Origin of the sequence: Acinetobacter sp. WU_MDCI_Abxd143 (assembly GCF_025514195.1) — a bacterium.
GTDB classification, from domain to species: Bacteria; Pseudomonadota; Gammaproteobacteria; order Pseudomonadales; family Moraxellaceae; genus Acinetobacter; species Acinetobacter pittii_H.
Map to the genome: position 1 here is coordinate 15,272 of NZ_JAHPTH010000008.1, position 21,726 is coordinate 36,997.

Sequence of the window (21,726 nt, forward strand, 5' to 3'; positions counted from 1 at the left end):
TTAAGGAATTTCATCCTCAAATTCAGGTTTAACCTGAACGATGAAGTCTTGGCGGTTAAGACCACGCCATAATGCAAATGCAGTACCGATATAAATCGAAGAATAAGTACCAACAAATACACCAACAAACATTGCCACAGAGAACCAGTGTAGACCATCGCCACCTAAGAACATCATCGCTAGAACAACCAGCAATAACGTCATTGATGTATGAATGGTACGACGTAAAGTCTCAGTTAACGCAATATCAACGATTTCACGAGGAGTCGCACCGCGAATTTTCCGGAAATTTTCACGGATACGGTCTGACACTACAATGTTATCGTTAAGCGAGAAACCAATAACAGCAAGTACTGCAGCTAACACTGTAAGGTCAAATGGCCATTGGAATAATGCAAAAGCACCAATAATAATGATGATGTCGTGGAATAAAGACATTACGGCACCCATCGCGAGTTTGAACTCAAAGCGGATGGTTACGTAGATCAACATTAAGATAAGTGCAAGTGCAACGGCACCAGCAGAACGAACATAGAGTTCGTTACCAACTTGACCACCAACAGAGTCCACTTTATGAACTTCGGCAGTATTATTTGGTAACTGCACTGCTTTAGTAATCGCATTATTAAGGTCTTCAACCTTAACTTCTTGTACTGGCATGCGCACAAGTAAGTCTTTATTACTACCTAAGGTTTGTACTACAGCATCTTTAAAACCAGCTTTATCGAGTGCCTGAATAACTTCAGACTGATTGGCTGGTTGAGCATAGTTAAGCTCAGCTGAAACACCACCTGTAAAGTCTAAACCGAGGTTAAGACCTTTAGTCGCAATAAAGAAAATACTCGCCAAAGTAATAAGGATCGAGAAGATCGCCGCAGGTTTAGCAATCTTCATAAATGGGATGATTTTTGCATCATCCGGACGACCATATTGTTTTGAATCTTGTTGAGTCACTTTAGTCATCATCGATCTCCTTAAATGCTCAACTTTTTCAAATTACGACGTTTGCCATAAATGATTTGTACGATTGCACGAGTTACTGTAATTGCAGTAAACATCGAACAAATAATACCGATCATTAATGTCACGGCGAAACCTTTGATTGGGCCTGTACCAATTGCAAACAAGATGAATGCAACAAGGAACGTGGTTAAGTTCGAGTCAAAAATGGTGTTATAGGCTCGATCATAACCGGCCACAATGGCCTGTTTGGGTGAGGCCCCCCAGAGCATTTCTTCTCGGATACGCTCACATATCAATACGTTCGCATCGACCGCCATACCAATGGTAATAACGATACCAGCAATACCCGGTAAGGTCAGAGAAGCTCCAATCCATGACATTACGGTTAAAATCATTGCCAAGTTAAACACAAGAGCAAAATTCGCGATTAAACCGAATACACGGAAGAAAACCACCATCCAGATTGCAACGAGCAAGAAGCCGATTTGAGTAGACAATACACCTTTATCAATATTTTCTTGACCAAGGCTTGGACCTACTACACGCTCTTCAACAAAGTACATTGGCGCAGCTAAAGCACCAGCACGAAGCATTAATGCAAGTTCAGATGCTTCTTGAGGAGAACTTAAACCGGTAATACGGAAAGTCGAACCTAAAACAGCTTGAACTGTTGCAGCGTTAATGACTACAGACTCAGTGTATGGCGTACGAACTTCTGTTTGTGCACCAGTTTTTGGATCTGTGACATAGTTAATTTTTTGCTTGTTCTCGATGAACAATACCGCCATGCGTTTACCAACAGCATTACGGGTTGCATCGGACATCAGCTTACCGCCAGCACTGTCGAGCGTAATATTTACTTCGGCACCGCCAGAGTCCTGACTAAAGCCAGAGCTTGCATTTTGAACACGCTCACCAGTCAAGATTCGGTTACGTTGCAACAAGAGTTGACGGCCGCTATCTAGAGACTCATAAGCAAAAACTTCTGTGCCCGGAGGTAAAGGTTGACCATTATATTTACCCGTATATGGATCGATATATTGATCATTTAAGTCAGAAACTAAACGGAATTCGAGGTTCGCAGTGCGTCCTAAAACACGTTTAGCTTCTGCTGTATCTTGTACACCCGGTAATTCAACAACAATACGGTTGCTACCCTGACTTTGTACCAATGCTTCTGCAACACCAAGTTCGTTAATACGATTACGTAATGTTGTTAAGTTCTGATTTACCGCATATGACTGAATTTCTTGGCGACGTACATCGGTATAAGTAAGCTTTAAAGTAGAACCTGTAGAGCTTGCTAATGCCTGTTGGGTATATTCATTCCCATTACGACGTAAAAAATCCATTGCTGCATCACGGTCAGCATTGTCAGCAAATTGAACAGTGATCACATTATTGGTTAATGCAAGACTATTAAATTTGATCTTGTTTTCACGGAACTGACGACGCAAATCGGTGGCAGAGGTTTCCATACGTTGGGCAACGGCTTTGTCCATATCTACTTCAAGCAAGAAGTGGACACCACCACGTAAGTCCAAACCAAGTTTCATTGGTTTTGCCCCAATCTTTTGCAGCCATTCCGGTGTGGTTGGTGCAAGGTTTAGGGCGACAACATATTCATCACCTAAGTCACGACGTAATACTTCTTTTGCCTTTAACTGCGCTTCAGATGAACTCACACGCAATAGGGCAGCATTATTTGTAAAAGTATTGTCATGGCTCGCAATATTTGCTGTTTTTAAAATTTGCTCTGCTTTTTTCACCACACTTTGATCAATTTGGGTACCAGCTTTGGCACCGGAAATTTGAACAGCGGGCTCATCCGGATATAGACTCGGCAGTGCGTATAATGTACTGATTACCAGAACAACCAGAATCAGTAAATATTTCCATGCAGGGTAACGCATTCGCTTTCTTCTTAAATGAAAAAGCCGTGCTAAAGCACGACTGTTTTATGATTAAAGGTTATTTAGAGTGCCTTCAGGTAATACTGAAATTACGCTGGCACGCTGAATTTTTACTTCTACACCACGGCTAAGTTCAACAACTGCATAGTCACCTTCAATTTTGGTTACTTTGCCCATTAAACCGCCAGCGAAAACAACTTCACTACCAACACCTAAGCTCTCGATTAAAGAACGGTGTTCTTTAGCGCGTTTTGCTTGAGGGCGCCAAATTAAGAAATAAAAGATTGCAACGAATACGACAATCATCAAGATGTTTGGCAAAATACCATTAGTTGGGCCAGCTGCTGGTGCTGCATGAGCAGCAGAAATTAAAAAGCTCATTTTGATTTCCTAAAGTTAAAAATATGAGTCAGATAACTGACATAATCCTAATTCGTTTTGCAATTTACCTTGTCTTGAGGTTGAGCGCAAATCTAGCTTATTCATCAACCGGACATGGTGGAACCTCTAAACCACGACGGGCATAAAAGTCCTGAACAAATTCGTCAAATGTGCCATTGTCTAATGCATCACGCATACCTTCAGTCAAACGTTGGTAATAACGTAAGTTATGAATAGTACCGAGCATAGATGCTAACATTTCTCCACATTTTTCAAGGTGGAATAGATAAGCACGGGTAAAGTTCTTACAAGTGTAACAATCGCAATGTGGATCGAGCGGGCTCTGATCATGGCGATATTTACTATTACGAATACGTACCAGACCATCAGTGACAAAATAATGACCGTTTCGAGCATTACGAGTCGGCATTACACAGTCAAACATATCGACACCACGGCGCACTGCTTCAACGATATCTTCTGGTTTACCAACGCCCATCAAATAACGTGGTTTGTCATGTGGCATTTTATTTGGTAGATAATCTAAAACTTTGATCATCTCTTCTTTAGGTTCACCTACCGATAAACCGCCAATTGCGTAACCGTCAAAGCCGATTTCTAAAAGGCCATTTAAAGACTCATCGCGTAAGTCTTCATACATACCGCCTTGAATAATGCCAAATAGAGCATTGTGATTTTTGAGCTCATCATGATGATGGGTTTTACAACGTTTTGCCCAGCGTAAAGAAAGCTGCAATGATTTTTGAGCTTCTTCATGTGTCGCAGGGTAAGGTGTACATTCATCAAAAATCATCACGATGTCAGAGTTCAAGACCTGCTGAATTTCCATAGAAATTTCAGGAGATAAAAATACTTTTGAACCATCAATCGGTGAGCGGAAAGTAACACCTTCCTCTTTGATTTTGCGCATTGCACCAAGACTAAAAACTTGGAAACCGCCAGAGTCAGTCAAAATTGGCTTATTCCATTTAATAAAGTCATGCAGGCCGCCGTGTTCTTTAATCACTTCAAGACCTGGGCGCAAATATAGATGGAACGTATTTCCTAAAATAATTTGTGCCTGAATGTCTTCGATGTCACGAGGTAACATGCCTTTGACTGTGCCGTAAGTCCCCACTGGCATAAAAACAGGTGTTTCAACAACACCATGCTCTAAAGTTAAACGACCACGACGGGCGCGCCCCGACTGACCTAATTTTTCAAACTTCATCTAAAAATCCTGAACACGAGCAGAGGCGAAGAAACAGTTCGCTGCTAAAAAGAGGGCTATTTTCCTTGATTCTGCGACGTAGTTCTACTACTAAATGTAGCTGGTTATAAAATAGATAAATTTCCGATAACTTGGAGACTATTTTCTTCCTATTAAAAATTAGGTTTATAGTCAAAATTCTCATTAACAAGATTATCCTTAAAAGGACGAATCGCTTTCTTGGATAAAGTTAAAGTGTTAATAAGATTATTAGGGAATACTTCAATCTGGTTGTTGAACAGCTCGACATTGCGGTTAAAAATGCTAATTGCTGCACCAACATTTTCATTCTGTTCCTGAATGTCATCCATCATTTTGCTATAGAGTGAATCAGCTTTAAGCTCTGGATAATTTTCAACAACAACGTTTAAGCTTCGAATAAGTTCTTGGCTCATTTTCTCGATCTGTTGTAGCTGAGAAATATCAGTGTTATTCACATTTAAATTAAGAATTTGCTGACGTAATTCAGTGACTTTTTCCAATGTCGATTTTTCAAACTGAGTATATTGATTGAGCGTTGATTCGAGAGATTCCAAGGTCTTTACTTTTTGACGCTCGAAATTGGCAACTTCAGCCCAAGCTCTTTTAGTCGCATTAAAGTAACGTACGATGGTGTTACGGATGTGAACGCCCCAGACAATCAGTACGACGAATATCCCCAAGAAAATAAATAAACCTGTCATTTTCACTCCTCTTATTTTTATTCTCTCATTGAGCCTTTTAACTTCTTATTTTTTGATAAGTTGCCAGTTCAGCGCTACGAGAGATTTATTTAATTAAATTAAGCATTAATTGCTGAAATTTTTCATATTGCGGTATAGTCATGGTACGTAAGTGTCCACGTAATGTTGAAACATCATGAATTTCAATTTGCTTGCTGGTGGTCTGAAAAAGATCTTGTTCACCGAGATAACACAAAATTTGCTCTTCATGATGATAAATTAAATCACCTTTAAAGTGCTGAAAAAAATCATTTAATTTTAAAGTTAAACTCGGACTGACTTCGTTGGCTAACTGGTGTTGATTAACCCCGAAAATATTAAGTTCTTGGTTAATTAAAATATCGCTACTTTGCCATTTACTGCTGTAGGGAGTAAAAAAACGAGAACGTTGGTTACTTATAGCAATACCTAATGCAGGCATTTGAAATATAAAAGCGCCCCATAGATCTCTATGGATCTCTTTAACTATTTTTTTATCACTATCTTGATTTTGAAGAATGGGTAAATTATTTACATAGTGATATTTGAACAGCAGAACTTGATGTTCCGTAATGCCATCATCCCACGTAGTGGAAGCAAACTGATTAATTTCATTAGATTTATTACCCCGATTAAACAGTGGAAAGTGTTGCTTTAATTTGCTTAAGACTAAAATTGGTTGAGATTGAATAGGAAGATAGGCCGGTAACTGTTGAAACCGTAATCCATAACGTAAAGTAGTGATACGTTCTTCTAAATAGTGAATGACTTCGCTTAGAGGTTTTTGCGGTTCATAGAGCAAATAGGCCAGAAAACCAGTTAAAAATGCCCATAAGAGGATCAAAATATATTGAATATGAGGATGAAAAAAGTATCCAAATAATAAAGTCGTAATACTGCAAATACCTAACAAATACGGTAATACATTAACAAAACGAAGGTTAGGATCTTCACGCCATGGATGTAACGCATTTAAGAGCTCTTGATCTGTTTGTGACTTTTGTCCAGCATCCCAAAGTCGAGCAATATTGCGAAAAACCTGTGTATTTTTCTTACGTCTTATATGCAGAGCTTCTTGTAAGGTATCAATTGGCATGGAAGTAATGAGGTCATTATCATAAAGTGCTATTTTTAGATTATCTTTTAAATTGAATGAGATAAATAGAAATAAGTTATAAATAATTACTTTTATGATTTCGGCATTTGAGTTTCATTAATGAAATGCTGCAATGTGTTTGCAAATTGCTCAAACTCTGGCATTGAAAGTGTTGTAAGACATTCGGCAAGCTCGCGTACACTAGCGCCATATAAACTTTGCTGGCGTAAAAGATTTACATTACAGAGCCAACATAATGCAGATGTTTCAGGGTGTACATAGAAATCCCCAGGAAAATCTTCCAACATTTTTTCTAATAATAACAAACGGTCAGGGCTTAGAAACTTTACTAAATCCAACTCATTAATTCCGCTCTGTTGATATTTTTGATTAAAACGGATATCACTTGATTCCCAAGCTACACCTAAGCGACAAGCCTTTTTCTGTTGACTTGAAATACTGACTCCGCGAACTGGAAAATTCTCTAAAATGACGCCGTATAAATTATAGCTAACATCTTTTAGTTCCCATTTACCTTTTGAATTATAAGCCATCTCTCGATTGATATAATGGTATCTAAAGATTTTATAGGGATGAATTGTTTCTCTTACTTGCCACTTGCCGTGTATTGCAGTTAAAACTGAATTTTGTTGATTGCCTAACTTAAACAAAGGAAAGTCTGAAGCGGATGTTCCTTCTTTTGTTAGGTTATCTTCAGTTGCAAATTTGAAATTATATTTATGTTCATAATAATAAATTTGGATATCTTGAAGTAGGCAAATCAGTTCGGCCGTTGACGCTCTATGGTAAAAACCATAAAAGATCGCAAGAATGGCGAAAGGGAAGAAGTAAATCGAGATTAAAAAGCCTAATGCCATACAAACTAAGGCGAAAATTGTAGCATTCCAAAAAATATAATTTCGAATATCAAGTTGTTGGGTGCCTGCCCAATTCTTTAATGAATGAATAAGCAACTCAGGTGGTAATTCCTGATTAAGTAAATTTCTTAACGCTTCAATATTTTTTAAAGTAATTTTGTTGTGCGTATTTTGATTATCAAAAGTATTTCGAACTTTCTGGAAGATAGGATTCATAAATTTTTTTATTAATTAAAATAGTATCTAGATCAGCTGGGTTAAATCTCGAATCAACTTATAGGTTTAACCCAGCTTTAATTTTTAAACTTCTAGCTTATCAATCAGCATTGCATCACCATAGCTAAAGAAACGATAGCGGCTTTTAACTGCATGTTCATAGGCAGCTAAAATGTTGTCTCGATTTGAAAGTGCTGACACCAACATGAGTAGAGTAGACTCTGGTAAATGGAAGTTAGTAATTAAACGGTCTACGATGCAGAACTCATAACCTGGATAGATAAAGATTTGCGTGTCGCCAGTCCAAGTTGCAATTTTACCACCATGAGCTTGAGCTGCACTTTCTAAAGCACGTGTCGCAGTTGTACCAATCGCAATTACTTTATTGCCGCGTGCTTTAGTCGCCAAAATTAAATCAATGGTTTCTTGAGGTACATCACACCATTCACTGTGCATGACATGATTAGTAATGTCATCAGTACGAACAGGCATAAATGTGCCAGCACCGACGTGTAAAGTCACAAAAGATTTTTGAACATTTTTTTGCTCTAACTTTGCTAGTAACTCTTCGTCAAAGTGCAAGCTCGCAGTAGGTGCTGCAACACTGGCAATTTTTTCAGGATTATGGAAAACCGTTTGATAGCGTTCAGTGTCAATTTCTTCTGCTTCACGGTTAAAGTAAGGCGGAATAGGCAACTGACCATATTGCTCAAGAACAGGCAAAATTGGCTGTGAAAACTCAACCACAAATAAATTTTCGTGACGGCCACGTACAATCACAGGAATATTGTCTGCACCAACAAAAAGCTCCGCACCTGCTTTAGGTGAGTTGCTAGATTTAATATGACAATACGCTGTAGTGTGGTTCAGCATACGCTCAACCAAAATCTCAATCGCACCGCCTGTAGAGCGTTTTCCTTTAAGTCGAGCTTTCATGACCTTGGTGTCATTAAGCACCAACAAATCACCCTCTTCGAACAGATCGATAATGTCTGTGAACATGTGATCGTGATATTGACCCTTTGAGTCTAGGTGCAACAACCGCGAAGCACTACGTGATTCGAGAGGGTAACGGGCAATAAGTTCATCAGGTAATTCAAAGGAAAAGTCAGACAGTTGCATATTTAGAAAAAACACCGCAAAAATTGGGCCTAGTATAAACTTTTTCGCTTTTTTATGGCTGTGCTTATGGCCTAAATCATGAAAAATGTTTAAGTGATCTAAAAGTGAACGATAATATTCACTTAGGGTTTGACAAGTTTTACAAACGCGCTAATATACGCAACACAAACATACTTCCTCTCCCGAGGTGGTGAAATTGGTAGACGCGGCGGACTCAAAATCCGCTGTCAGAGATGACGTGTCGGTTCGAGTCCGACCCTCGGGACCATATTCAGAATCTTATGATTCTACGAAAACCCCTAAGTTAACGGCTTAGGGGTTTTTTGTTGGGTATAAAAAGTAGATAGAGCTTAAGAAATTATGAAATGAGTATTTGATCCCGAGGGTCGGACTCGAATTTCTAGCTATAAATTTAGAGCTTATAAAAATCTTTCATTTTTTAAGCTCAAGAAGTTCTTGTTTAAATACCAAACACGTTTGATAAAAGCGAAACTGAGTAAGAATCTAACCTCGTATTCAAAATAATATTTTTGACCATCTTTAATGGTATTCTGAACTCGCATTTCTAACATCATACAACTGTCTACCTTCAAATATTTGTTGTATTTTCCTCAAGCATACCCACTTTATGTATCTGAAAACCTTTAATTGAAACTTCACATTTCTATTTTGAAAAGATCGTTGCTCTTTTAATGTACTGTGTTAAAGTTTGTAGTAGATCATAATGATTATAAGTACATTTCTTGAGAGCGGTTCCGACCAAAAACGACAAAATCTGTGAGGCGGGCAATGACATTCCAACGTTTAGAACTAAATCAGGTTGAGCAGTTAAGTGCTTGTAGGATATCTCTGTTGCTTGGATTAAACGCCGAGCAGAACTACATCGAACAATTTTTCCGGTTTAGTCTTCGTCTTTTGAATTGTAAAAAAGCCTTATTGACTTTTAATCAGGAACCCTACTTTTGGCACCGTTGCCCTGAAGGCATGACGGCAATCTCGTTTAAACCATCAAAGCATTTAAAACAGTGCTTCGCCAAACAACAGACCATTAATCACTTACATCCTTCATATCAAAATTTAATCAACTATTTAAAAGAATTAAATATTGAGTGCAGCAGGGCATTGGCCGTGCATCTTTTACACCCTGATAAAACCTCAATGGGGTTTGCTGTCTTTTTCGATGATGATGCGTCAACTTTTGAAGATGATGATATTCAATTATTGCTCGATTATTGTTCTAGTTTTATGCAACAAGTCGAGTTGAAGTTTAACTACGAAGAGTTAAATGAATTATACGAGCAACAAGTGGCACTTAATTCGAGTAAAACAAAATTTTTCTCGATTATTTCGCATGACTTACGTGCGCCTTTTCATGGATTGCTCGGATTTTCTGAGGTACTCGCTAAAGAGCGTGAAACTTTAGATGAATCTAGTATTCAAAATATTGCAGACTATTTATATGACACCTCACAGTCGACCTATAACTTACTTGAAAGTTTGCTGACATGGGCGATGGCAGAGGGTGGGCGTTTTGTCTATCACCCGATTAACTTTAAACTTAGACAAGTCAGCAATATCGTTTGCGATGTATTGCACACTTTAGCTTTAAAGAAAAATATTGAACTGGTCAATGCTGTTCCGGATGATTTAAACATCTACGCCGATATCAATATGATGACCTCTGTAATTCAAAACTTGGTATCAAATGCGCTGAAATTTACCGATGTTGATGGATCAGGCAAAGTCTTTATTGAAGCTCAACAAGCGGATACAAATGTAGAAATTACTGTTCGAGACACAGGTCTAGGCATGACCGAACAACAAATGGCAAATTTATTCCATCCACGTATTACTGCTAGCTTTAAAGGCACTGCAGGGGAAAAAGGTGCTGGTTTGGGTTTGAGTCTTTGCAAGCGTTTTGTCGAGATTAATCAGGGGCAAATTACTGTTGATTCTAAAGAAGGGGTAGGAACGACATTTAAAGTTCTATTACCTTCAGCTCAAGAAAGTCATGAAGTACATACCGAACATCATTCTTCATCAGAAGCAAAATTAGTCTAATCCCTTTTCCTACCACTACTCGAACTGCTATAACTAAAAACAGAGTACGAGGAAAAGAGCTTTTTATATGAATGCGGAGCAGTTACAAAAAACATTGCGTGCCAGTCAGTACGCAGAACAAGTTTTAGGTTTGCATCAAGCTGTTTTAGAACAAGATTATCAAATAGATCAATTTACTGCACCGCTCTCGACCAAACAGATTTACCAGTTTGTACAGACCACGCTAGATGGGATTGCTGATGAAACGCTTTGGATGCGCGGAATGCGCATTTTACGTAGCCGTTTAATGTTCCGCTGGATCTGGCAGGATGCCAATCAGCTGACTGATGTTGTCACACTCACTCGTGAACTTTCTGATTTTGCCGATGCCAGTATTTGTGCAGCAAAGGATTTTGCGCGTGTCACACTTGTGGCGAAACACGGTGAACCTGTGAGTTACTCTGGCAAAGTTCAAGATTTGATTGTTGTTGCCATGGGTAAACTTGGTGCTCAAGAGCTTAACTTGTCGAGTGATATCGACTTAATTTTTGCCTTTGATGAGCAAGGTGAAACCAACGGTCGCAAATGTATTGATGTACAGCAGTTCTGTATTTTGTGGGGACAAAAACTCATTTATTTGCTTGAACACATTACTGCCGATGGTTTTGTATTTCGAGTTGATATGCGCTTGCGTCCTTGGGGAGACGGTTCGGCACTAGCGATTAGTCATGCAGCTTTAGAAAAATATTTAAGTCAACATGGCCGTGAGTGGGAGCGCTATGCTTGGATTAAAGCGCGCGTTGTCACTGGGGGAAAAGAAGGACAAGACTTATTGGAAATGACACGTCCTTTTGTATTTCGTCGTTATGTCGATTACACCGCTTTTGCTGCCATGCGTGATATGAAAGCGATGATTGAGCGCGAAGTCTTACGTCGTCATATTGAGGATGATATTAAACTCGGAGCGGGTGGTATTCGCGAAATTGAGTTTATTGTTCAGGTCTTCCAGCTTATTTATGGCGGGTCTAAACGTGAGTTACAAGACCGTCAATGTTTAGTTAGTCTTGAGCACATTGGTGAAGCTGGCTTATTAGAAAAACAAGCTGTATTAGAACTTGAAGATGCTTACCTATTCTTACGCCGTGTTGAACATGCAATTCAAGCTCTCAACGATCAGCAAACCCAATTATTACCAGAAGAATTGGACTTAAGACAACGCATTATTGATACCTTAGATTTCGCTAGCTGGAATGAGTTTCTTGATGTTCTTAATGAGAAACGTCAAAAGGTAAAAGTTCAATTTAAGCAGCTCATTGAAGATACCAGCTCTAATGCAGCAACTGAAAATTTCGGACAGTTAGAGCAGCAGTTAGATGAAGTGTTGGATGACAATGCGAGAAATCTGATTCATGAGTTTTGGCATGGTCATGCACTTAAGAAACTCCCTTCAAATGCTGTGCAGCGTTTAAAAACCTTCTGGCCTCATTTAATTGAAGCCATCTTGCAATCAGAACAACCACAAACTGCACTGTTGCGCTTAATGCCACTGATTGAATCAGTCATGCGTCGAACCGTGTATTTGGTGATGTTGATTGAAAGTAAGGGGGCACTGCAACGCTTAGTGAAAATGGCGACGGTGAGTCCGTGGATTTGTGAAGAGCTAACGCAATATCCAGTACTGCTGGATGAGTTCTTATCGATGGATTTTGAGTTACCAAAACGTAAGGACTTAGAAGACTCATTACGTCAGCAATTGCTTCGTATTGAGATTGATCAGGTCGAAGACCAAATGCGAGCACTTCGCCTGTTTAAAAAGAGCAATGTGTTAACTGTTGCTGCAAGTGATGTGTTAGCTGAAAGCCCATTAATGAAAGTATCTGATGCATTGACTGATATTGCTGAAGTCAGTGTAAACGCAACTCTCCATTTAGCTTATCAGACAGTGGCGAAGCGTCATGGTTACCCAAAGGACGTTGATGGGAAACGCTGCTCACTCGACTACAAAGCTTTTGCTGTCATTGGGTATGGCAAAGTGGGGGGGATTGAACTGGGCTATGGTTCTGACTTAGACCTTGTCTTTATTCATTACTTAGATGAACAAGCTGATACGGATGGAACCAAGTCAATTAGTGGCTTTGAATTTGCTATGCGTGTTGCTCAAAAGTTTATGTCTTTGATGACTACGCAAACGCTAGATGGTCGTGTCTATGAAATTGATACACGCTTAAGACCTTCAGGTGAGGCAGGTTTACTGGTAACGAGTCTGAAAGCCTATGAGCACTATCAGTTGAAAAGTGCATGGCTTTGGGAGCATCAGGCATTAGTTCGAGCACGCTCTATTGCTGGCGATGAAGCGCTTTGCCAGAAATTTGAAATATTTCGCCGCGAGATATTGACTCAATCTAGAGATGAGGCTTATGTTCGTGAAGAAGTGTTGAAAATGCGTCAGAAAATGAAAGATCACCTAGGTTCGTCTTCTGAACAAAAAAAACATGGTATTTTTCATTTAAAACAGGACGCAGGTGGTATCGTCGATATCGAATTTATGGCACAGTATGCTGTACTTGCATGGAGCGGGACGAAACCCGATCTCGCCCATTATTCTGATAATGTAAGAATATTAGAAGATGCTGCTAAAGCAGACTGCTTATCCAGTGAAGATGCCACAGCATTAATTCGAGCCTATCTTAGTGAACGTGCCGAAAGCCACCGTTTAGCCCTTGCAAATCAATCCATGCAAGTCAGCGCAGCGGACTGGCGTAGTACCCGTGCGGTCGTTTGCAATTTATGGCAAAGATTAATAGACCCAACCGCCTCGGTTGAGTTGGATAGTGAATGATTTTATAACAATTTGGAGTGTTCCATGAATTTGGCTGATCGTGATGGTTTTATTTGGCAAGATGGAAAATTAATTGATTGGCGTGATGCAAAGATTCACGTTTTAACCCATACATTACACTACAGTATGGGCGTATTTGAGGGTGTTCGTGCTTATGAAACACCTAAAGGTACAGCGATTTTCCGTCTTCAAGACCACACAAAACGTTTGTTAAATTCAGCAAAAATTTATCAAATGAAAGTGCCGTATGATCAAGCAACGCTTGAACAAGCACAAATTGATGTTGTTCGTGAAAATAAATTAGCTTCTTGCTATTTACGCCCGTTGATCTGGATCGGTTCAGAAAAACTTGGTATTGCAGCAACAAATAACACGATTCATGCCGCTGTTGCTGCATGGGCGTGGGGTGCATACCTTGGTGATGAAGCGATGGCTAAAGGTATTCGCGTTAAAACGTCATCATTTACTCACCATCATCCAAACGTGACGATGTGTAAAGCAAAAGCATCTGGTAACTACACGTTGTCAATTCTTGCTCACCAAGAAGTTGCACATTCTGGTTACGATGAAGCAATGTTAATGGACCCACAAGGTTATGTATGCCAAGGTTCAGGTGAAAACGTATTCTTAATTAAAGATGGCGTTTTACACACTCCAGATATCGCTGGTGGTGCGCTTGATGGTATTACACGTCAAACTGTAATGACAATCGCTAGAGATCTTGGTTACCAAGTTGTTGAGCGCCGTATTACACGTGACGAATTCTATATTGCAGACGAAGCATTCTTCACAGGTACTGCTGCTGAAGTAACACCAATTCGTGAATACGATGACCGTCAAATCGGTTCGGGTACTCGTGGCCCAATTACCACTGAAATCCAAAAAACTTACTTTGATGCGGTTCAAGGTAGAAATCCGAAATATGAACACTGGTTAACTTACGTAAAATAAGTTAATCCGTTAACATAAAAAGGCGAACATAAGTTTCGCCTTTTTATTTTTTGGCTTAGGGAGCTTCTATGCATATTGTCTATGTGTCTGATGGAAAGGCAGGACACCGCTCACAAGCATTAGGCTTGTTTCAGGCAATGCAAAGACAACAGCCAGAAACAACTTTTGAAGAGGTCTTAATTGCTGATTTACCTATTATTTCTTTAATTAAGACACTCTTCTCTTCAAAAAAATCCTTATTTAAACAAGTGCCCGATTTTATATTTGGAGTGGGAAGCCACACACATTTTCGTGTCTGGTTGCTCGGCAAAATTTTTAGAAAAGCAAAAACCATTATTTTGATGAAGCCTAACTTACCTGTAGCTTGCTTTGATTATGCTGTTATTCCGGAGCATGACGGTATTCACGCCGATAACCATGTGATTGTCACGCGTGGTGCATTAAACCCCATCCGTAATGAAAATCGCCATCAAACCGCGAGAGTTTTAATCGCTTTAGGTGGTTCATCTAAACGACATCAATGGAACCAAAATAAAGTATTAACCAGTGTTCAAAAAATTGTTGAGAATAATCCAGACGCTGAAATTATTCTGACCACTTCACGTCGAACACCAGCAGAGTTTATTGATATTTTAAGACAACAAAGTTTTGCCCAGCATTTACAAATATTTCCGGTTGAGCAAACACCTCAAGGCTGGATTTTTGAAGAGATGCAAAAAGCAGAAGCTGTATGGGTAACAGAAGATAGTGTTTCTATGGTTTTTGAAGCACTTACTGCGGGTTGTCGCGTAGGGGTCATAGCAATCGATCGGTTGAAAGACGATAGAATTACGCACTCGATTGATCAAATGATAGAATCACAACTAATTTCACAGAATACTTGTGTCGTACAGTTGCCACAACCTTATGCTTTTAAAGAAGCAGACCGTGTGGCAACATATCTTTTAGCGAAATAATGAGTTTGGCATTGTGTTTTATATCCTGATTTTACTGGTCTTGCTTATTGTGTTATTTAGCTATAAGTATGCGTGGTGGAAGCCAGCAGTGGATTGGAATCGACCACGTGTATTGATGTATCACATGGTACGAGACCATATTAATGGTGCCAAATTTAATAAGCTTCGGGTCAAGCCCGCTGAGTTTGAAAAGCAAGTTGCCTGGATGAAAGCGCAAGGCTTCCATTTTGTAACGATGCACGAATTGCAAGAGAACTGGGGAAAGCACCCAGCCAAAACAGTTGCCATTACCTTTGATGATGGTTATTTAGACAACTTACAAAATGCTTATCCCATTTTAGAAAAATATCAGGCCAAGGCAACCATATATGTGGTGGTTGATCGTCATGATCGTGATTGGTCAACCTATAAAAAAGAACATCATAATAGTGGTGAACTCATGCGTGAGGCTAAGTTGAATGATGCTCAAGTCAAGCAACTGGCAGATAGCGAACTGATTGAAATTGGTTCACATACGTTAACGCATGCTAATTTAAACAAACTGGATGATACGGATTGTTTAAAAGAACTATCAGATTCAAAGCAGTGGCTTGAACAACTGATAGAAAAACCAGTAACCAGTTTTGCTTATCCATTTGGTATTTACTCAGACCGAGATGTTAAACTGGCAAAACAGTCAGGGTATAGCAATGCAGTGACCACAATGGAAGGCATTGATGATGAACAGCCGGACTTTATGCAACTACAACGTATTAAGATCAGCGGAAAAGATTCATTATTCGCCGTCAAGCTTCGTTTAAAACTTGGTACGCGTGAGGGCTAATCATGAAAATTACGCTTGTGATGGCAAGTGATGAGGAAGGTGGCTTAGAAAAGCATGTACTTGAGCTGGCTGCTGGTTTATCACAAGCACATGAAGTTTCTTTAATTGCACATCAGAAATATCAAAGTCAGGTGGAAAGTTCGGTAAACTTTGTTGCTTTTGATATGAGTGGCAGTCGTTATAACCCGTGGACGAAGTATCTGCTAAAAAAAACAATATTGGGGACAGAACCACAAGTGCTACATGCTCATGCTTCTAAAACGGCCAAACTGTTGCAAGGCATGATTGCAGGTTTTGATTTCCCTTGTGTGGTGACTATCCATGGTGCAAAGAAAAAGATTGATTCTTACTTAGCATTTGATCATATCATTTGTGTGAGTAAGCGACTCGCGCAGATTGTGGGGCAGCCGGAAAAACTCAGTGTGGTCTATAATGGTATTTCTTTGAATATGCCTGCTCAATCATTTGTAAAAAATAGAAAATTTATTGCCATTGGACGTTTAAATGAAGTGAAAGGTTTCGATCTTTTACTGGCTGCTTGGCGGAACATTTCACACCAATTAACTATTGTTGGTGATGGTGAAGAACGAGAAAAGTTAGAGCAATTGATTCAAGAGTACCAATTAGCTGATCGGGTTCACTTGTATGGGTATAGCGACAATATTCACCCATTGATTACAGACCATGAGGCTTTGATTGTGTCTTCCTTGCGTGAAGGGGGTCCGTATACACTTGCTGAAAGTTTATTGCTTCAACGTCCTGTGTTAGGAACTGATGTCGGAATGATGGCTGAGTTTATTCCTGTTGAGTTTCTATGTGAACCAAATAATATTGAAGCATTGCAACAAGTGATTCAAAACTATTTGGATGTGGTAGTCCCTGAAGCAAGTTTTAAAAAGGCTTATGCTCTGGCACAGGAACAACTGACTTTTACAAAAATGATTGATCATACGGTCCAAGTCTATCAATCATTGCTTTCAGCATAGGATGATGGATTGATGACACAACAAAAACCTTTCATCCTAGCGTTGACCGATGGTAAAGCAGGCCATGAAACTCAAACACAAGGAATAGTTCAGCTACTGAATCAACAACAAGATTATCAGGTGGAATGGGTTCAATTAAATCTACCTAAAAAATGGTTGTATCGTGTTCTCAAGTTATTGATCAAGTTTTCAATAAATACAGAGTGGTTACGTTATTTTCTTGACTCCCAAACCCTAAGTGCATTAGAGCAGAAACAGGTTGCTTATATTGTATCGGCAGGGGGAAACACTCTACTTGCCAATCTATTGCTCAAACAACATTTGCTCAAAGATCAGCCTGTAAAAAATCTGGTCGCAAGTTCATTACGGGGGATTCGTGCTGACTTGTTTGATGTGGTATTTACCATTCATGAGCAACAAGCCGTATTGCCTCATTATTTTTATTATCCAATTGCACCGAATAAAATGAGTGCTTTACCTCTAACACGTGAGCGGGCGCGGGAACATTTGGGTATTCAAAATGCTGAGCAAACGATTGCAATTTTGATTGGTGCTGACACTAAAACAGTAAAAATTGGTGAAGCGGCACAATGGGCAACTGTTTTACAGCAGGTTCGAAAGCAATATCCTACAGCGAGATTGCTACTGACAACATCACGAAGAACACCGATTACTTTTGAAAAAGAATTACAGCAGCTTGCTGAGCAGTACGGCATTTTTCAGCCTCATGACCAGTTAACATGGGTAGCACAAGGCCAAAGCTGTGATATCAAAGATTATATTAAAGCAGCTGACTGGATTCTAACGAGTCCGGACTCGACTTCGATGGTGGCAGAAGTGGTCATGTCAGGAAGTAAGTTGCTGGTACTTTATGATGAGCAGTCCATGCAGGATGAACAGATTAAGCACCAATTAAAGTTTTTAGCACAGCAACATTGGCTATATTTATTAACTGTTTCAGATTCTTATCAAATCTCTCAGGTTGTTCAAGAGTTAGAGATGCAAGATCATACCAGCGAAATAACTCGGAAGTTAAATCGGGTTTTGGACAAATAAGTTTAGCTAAGTATTTATATTTTATTTTTTGTAATAATGGTCAAACTGCGTAGGGCTTTCTGAGGTTAACGCTAAATTAAATAGGAAATAGGTGATAAAATCCGTGACTAAGAAAATGGAGTTACATGATTTATTATGAAGTTCTTGGTTACTGGTGGTGCAGGTTTTATTGGTTCGGCGGTGGTTCGTCATATTGTTCAAAATACTGAACATGAAGTATTAAATGTCGATAAGCTCACTTATGCGGGAAATCTAGAGTCTTTAAGCTCTGTTGCCGATCACCCACGTTATCAGTTTTCTCAGACCGATATTTGTGACCGTACAGCTTTAGATGAATTATTTAAAAGTTTTCAACCTGATGTAGTGATGCATCTTGCTGCTGAATCGCACGTAGATCGTTCAATTTCAGGACCTTATGCTTTTATTGAGACCAACATTATTGGTACATACCAAATGTTGGAAGCAAGCCGTACTTATTGGTTAACCCTTGATGGTTCAAAAAAGGAAACATTCCGCTTCCATCATATTTCAACCGATGAAGTCTATGGTGATTTAGAAGGTACAAACGACCTATTTACCGAAACAACATCGTATTCACCAAGTTCACCATATTCTGCAAGCAAAGCCAGCTCAGACCATTTAGTCCGTGCATGGAACCGTACTTATGGTTTACCGGTGTTGGTGACCAACTGTTCAAATAACTATGGGCCATTTCATTTCCCGGAAAAATTGATTCCGCTTATGATTTTAAATGCTTTGCAAGCCAAGCCACTCCCTGTATATGGCAATGGTCAGCAAATTCGTGACTGGTTATTTGTAGAAGACCATGCACGAGCACTCTTTACTGTTGCAACGCAAGGTGTGGTTGGGGAAACTTATAATATTGGCGGTCACAATGAAAAAGCCAATATCGAAGTTGTTCATGCGATTTGCACATTACTTGAAGAATTGGCACCGAATAAGCCGGAAGGTGTAGCACAGTACAAAGATTTAATTACCTATGTCAAAGATCGCCCAGGTCACGATGTGCGCTATGCAATTGATGCGACAAAAATTAAAAATGACTTAGGCTGGGTTCCGCAAGAATCGTTTGAGACGGGCCTGCGTAAAACCGTTGAATGGTATTTAAGTAATACTGAATGGGTTGCACACGTTCAAAGTGGCGAATATCAGTCTTGGTTAAACAAGCAATATCAAGGATAACTATGAAGATCTTATTGCTTGGAAAAAATGGACAAGTTGGGTGGGAGCTACAGCGAGCGCTTGCTCCTTTGGGCGAGGTAGTTGCATTAGACCGTCATGGTTTAAATGGTCTATCTGGCGATATGACTCAACCATCGGCAATTTTTGACACGATTGTGGCGCTAAAACCCGATGTAGTCGTTAATGCTTCTGCTTATACAGCTGTTGATTTGGCTGAAACTGAGCAGGATTCGGCTGATCTTGTGAATCATCAAACTGTAAAGGCTATAGCCGATGCATGTTTGCAAATTAAAGCTTTATTTGTGCATTACTCTACCGATTATGTTTTTGACGGGGCAGGTGAAACAGCTTTTGTTGAAACAGATGCAATTGCACCATTAAATGTCTATGGTAAAACCAAGGCATTAGGCGAACAGGCAATTGTTGAGAGTGGCTGTCAGCATCTAATTTTCAGAACATCATGGGTCTATGCAAGTAAAGGAAAAAACTTCTTGAAAACGATGTTGAACTTGGCTCAGCAACGTGAAGAGTTGTCGATTATTGATGATCAGATTGGTGCTCCAACTTCTGCTGAGCTAATTGCTGATATTACTGCACATGCTATTCCTCAAGTCGTAGCCGATGTGAGTAAAGCTGGTGTCTATCATTTGGTGGCGAGTGGTGAAACATCATGGTTTGGCTACGCAAGTTATGTATTTGAGCAAGCACGGTCATTAGGACAGGCGCTGATTGTACAAAAGGTTAATCCAATTCCAACAAAGGCTTACCCAACACCAGCAACCAGACCACACAATTCAAGATTGAACAACCAAAAAATACAGCATGTTTTTAAACTCTGTCTACCTAACTGGCAAGATGGTGTAAAGCGAACCATAGTGGAGCTATTAAATAAATGAGTCTCAAACGTAAAGGTATTATTTTAGCGGGTGGTTCAGGTACACGCTTACATCCAATTACCAAAGGTGTATCGAAACAGCTTTTGCCAATTTACGATAAACCAATGGTTTACTATCCATTGTCTGTATTGATGCTTGCCGGTATTCGTGAAGTCTTATTGATTTCGACACCAGAAGATTTACCCCAATATGAAAAACTGCTCGGTGATGGTTCTCAATTTGGTATTGAACTTACTTATAAAGTACAACCTTCTCCAGATGGTTTGGCACAGGCATTTTTAATTGGTGAAGAGTTTATTGGTCAAGATAATGTTTGTTTGATCTTGGGTGACAATATTTACTATGGTCAAAGTTTTGGCAAACAATTAGAAGCTGCGAGTAATCGAGAGCATGGTGCAACAGTATTTGGTTACCATGTGACAGACCCAGAGCGTTTTGGTGTTGTCGAGTTTGACCCAACTGGAAAAGTTCTCAGCATTGAAGAAAAACCATTAAAGCCAAAATCACCTTATGCCGTGACGGGTTTGTACTTCTATGACAATCGTGTTGTAGAGTTTGCTAAACAAGTGAAGCCATCTGCACGTGGCGAACTTGAAATTACTGACATCAATAATGCATATCTGAAAGATGGTTCATTGAATGTGGAGCTTTTAGGGCGAGGGTTTGCATGGTTGGATACGGGCACGCATGAATCGCTTTTAGAAGCAGGTCACTTTATCTATACTGTAGAAAAGCGTCAGTCATTAAAAGTCGCATGTTTAGAGGAAATTGGTTTCAATCAAGGTTGGATTAGCAAAGAGAAACTTTTAGAAAGTGCTGAAGCTTTGAAAAAAACAGAATATGGTCAATATTTGAAAAAAATCTGGGAAGAGTCAAATGCAGGTTGAAACGACTAAAATAGAAGGGCTTTTGATTCTACATCCAAATGTATTTGGTGATGATCGCGGCTGGTTTATGGAAAGCTTTAATCAGCAACGTTTTGCACAAGCACTTGAACAATTAAACTTGCCTGTTCCAACTTTTGTACAAGATAACCATTCATTGTCTCAAAAGAGTGTGTTACGTGGGTTGCATTATCAAAATGCACCTTATGCGCAAGGAAAACTGGTACGTGTTGTACAAGGTCGTGTTTGGGATGTTGCGGTAGATATTCGACCTGACTCAAAAACTTATGGTGAATGGGTTGGTGTTGAACTGAGTGCAGAAAATAAAACCATGTTTTGGATACCGGAAGGTTTTGCTCATGGCTTTATCGCACTTGAAGACAATACCCAGTTTTTGTACAAAACCACCAATTACTACAATAAAGAAAGTGAAGGCGCTATTATTTGGAATGATCCAACACTAGCGATTAACTGGCCTCTTGATGAGGTTGGTGAGGTGTTGGTGAGTGATAAAGATCAGATTGCAGATGCATTTAAAGCATAAAAAAAGAG

Annotated in this window: 19 protein-coding genes and 1 tRNA gene; 12 read left to right on the plus strand and 8 right to left on the minus strand. The window is 39.5% G+C overall.

The genetic code is table 11. The features are described from left to right. From secF to queA, 8 genes are all read right to left on the minus strand, one after another. The gene (gene secF / locus KTI79_RS13820; RefSeq protein WP_025470453.1) at window positions 1-966 is read right to left on the minus strand and encodes a protein translocase subunit SecF; all 966 of its coding nucleotides are present in this window, start codon (window positions 964-966) and stop codon (window positions 1-3) included. A gap of 8 nt (window positions 967-974) precedes the next feature. Next, window positions 975-2,876: a protein translocase subunit SecD gene (gene secD / locus KTI79_RS13825; RefSeq protein WP_002116237.1), complete on the minus strand. Its 1,902-nt coding sequence runs from the start codon at window positions 2,874-2,876 to the stop codon at window positions 975-977. A gap of 51 nt (window positions 2,877-2,927) precedes the next feature. Continuing rightward, entirely contained in the window at window positions 2,928-3,257 is a 330-nt protein-coding gene (yajC, locus tag KTI79_RS13830) for a preprotein translocase subunit YajC (RefSeq protein ID WP_002116168.1), read from the minus strand. A gap of 97 nt (window positions 3,258-3,354) precedes the next feature. Then, window positions 3,355-4,488 (minus strand): tRNA guanosine(34) transglycosylase Tgt, encoded by a 1,134-nt coding sequence (gene tgt / locus KTI79_RS13835; RefSeq protein WP_002116306.1) that lies wholly within the window; start codon window positions 4,486-4,488, stop codon window positions 3,355-3,357. A gap of 152 nt (window positions 4,489-4,640) precedes the next feature. After that, window positions 4,641-5,210, minus strand: coding sequence for a LemA family protein (locus KTI79_RS13840; protein WP_046813346.1), 570 nt, complete (start codon window positions 5,208-5,210; stop codon window positions 4,641-4,643). A gap of 85 nt (window positions 5,211-5,295) precedes the next feature. Then, window positions 5,296-6,324, minus strand: coding sequence for a hypothetical protein (locus KTI79_RS13845; RefSeq protein WP_086265236.1), 1,029 nt, complete (start codon window positions 6,322-6,324; stop codon window positions 5,296-5,298). A gap of 92 nt (window positions 6,325-6,416) precedes the next feature. Next, entirely contained in the window at window positions 6,417-7,418 is a 1,002-nt protein-coding gene (locus tag KTI79_RS13850) for a hypothetical protein (RefSeq protein ID WP_086265235.1), read from the minus strand. 84 nt (window positions 7,419-7,502) lie between these two features. Next, complete coding sequence (gene queA, locus KTI79_RS13855) at window positions 7,503-8,540, minus strand: tRNA preQ1(34) S-adenosylmethionine ribosyltransferase-isomerase QueA (RefSeq protein WP_086265234.1); 1,038 nt, start codon at window positions 8,538-8,540, stop codon at window positions 7,503-7,505. Between the two features lie 181 nt (window positions 8,541-8,721). Here queA and KTI79_RS13860 point away from each other — a divergent pair. The 12 genes from KTI79_RS13860 (at window position 8,722) to rfbC (ending at window position 21,718) form a co-directional block, all read left to right on the plus strand. Next, a tRNA-Leu gene (locus KTI79_RS13860) sits at window positions 8,722-8,808 on the plus strand. A 521-nt stretch (window positions 8,809-9,329) separates the two neighbouring features. Continuing rightward, window positions 9,330-10,601 (plus strand): sensor histidine kinase, encoded by a 1,272-nt coding sequence (locus KTI79_RS13865; protein WP_086265233.1) that lies wholly within the window; start codon window positions 9,330-9,332, stop codon window positions 10,599-10,601. Window positions 10,602-10,668: 67 nt separating this feature from the next. Then, on the plus strand, window positions 10,669-13,419 hold the full coding sequence (gene glnE / locus KTI79_RS13870; protein ID WP_086265232.1) for a bifunctional [glutamate--ammonia ligase]-adenylyl-L-tyrosine phosphorylase/[glutamate--ammonia-ligase] adenylyltransferase: 2,751 nt from the start codon (window positions 10,669-10,671) through the stop codon (window positions 13,417-13,419). 24 nt (window positions 13,420-13,443) lie between these two features. Next, a complete protein-coding gene (locus tag KTI79_RS13875) occupies window positions 13,444-14,370 on the plus strand; it encodes a branched-chain amino acid transaminase (RefSeq protein ID WP_086265231.1) in 927 nt (308 codons plus the stop codon). A gap of 68 nt (window positions 14,371-14,438) precedes the next feature. Then, window positions 14,439-15,326, plus strand: coding sequence for a mitochondrial fission ELM1 family protein (locus KTI79_RS13880; RefSeq protein WP_086265230.1), 888 nt, complete (start codon window positions 14,439-14,441; stop codon window positions 15,324-15,326). 13 nt (window positions 15,327-15,339) lie between these two features. After that, entirely contained in the window at window positions 15,340-16,149 is an 810-nt protein-coding gene (locus tag KTI79_RS13885) for a polysaccharide deacetylase family protein (RefSeq protein ID WP_000499405.1), read from the plus strand. A gap of 2 nt (window positions 16,150-16,151) precedes the next feature. Beyond that, window positions 16,152-17,135 (plus strand): glycosyltransferase, encoded by a 984-nt coding sequence (locus KTI79_RS13890; protein ID WP_086265229.1) that lies wholly within the window; start codon window positions 16,152-16,154, stop codon window positions 17,133-17,135. A gap of 12 nt (window positions 17,136-17,147) precedes the next feature. Continuing rightward, the gene (locus KTI79_RS13895; protein WP_000193719.1) at window positions 17,148-18,191 is read left to right on the plus strand and encodes an ELM1/GtrOC1 family putative glycosyltransferase; all 1,044 of its coding nucleotides are present in this window, start codon (window positions 17,148-17,150) and stop codon (window positions 18,189-18,191) included. 135 nt (window positions 18,192-18,326) lie between these two features. Beyond that, complete coding sequence (gene rfbB / locus KTI79_RS13900; protein WP_086265228.1) at window positions 18,327-19,394, plus strand: dTDP-glucose 4,6-dehydratase; 1,068 nt, start codon at window positions 18,327-18,329, stop codon at window positions 19,392-19,394. A 2-nt stretch (window positions 19,395-19,396) separates the two neighbouring features. Further along, window positions 19,397-20,290 carry a dTDP-4-dehydrorhamnose reductase gene (gene rfbD, locus KTI79_RS13905; RefSeq protein ID WP_000698332.1) on the plus strand — a complete coding sequence of 298 codons (894 nt, stop codon included), beginning with the start codon at window positions 19,397-19,399 and terminating at the stop codon, window positions 20,288-20,290. Further along, on the plus strand, window positions 20,287-21,177 hold the full coding sequence (gene rfbA / locus KTI79_RS13910; RefSeq protein ID WP_000054001.1) for a glucose-1-phosphate thymidylyltransferase RfbA: 891 nt from the start codon (window positions 20,287-20,289) through the stop codon (window positions 21,175-21,177). Before rfbD ends, rfbA begins: the two co-directional genes overlap by 4 nt. Continuing rightward, on the plus strand, window positions 21,167-21,718 hold the full coding sequence (gene rfbC / locus KTI79_RS13915; RefSeq protein WP_001195721.1) for a dTDP-4-dehydrorhamnose 3,5-epimerase: 552 nt from the start codon (window positions 21,167-21,169) through the stop codon (window positions 21,716-21,718). Before rfbA ends, rfbC begins: the two co-directional genes overlap by 11 nt. Window positions 21,719-21,726: the final 8 nt, after the last annotated feature.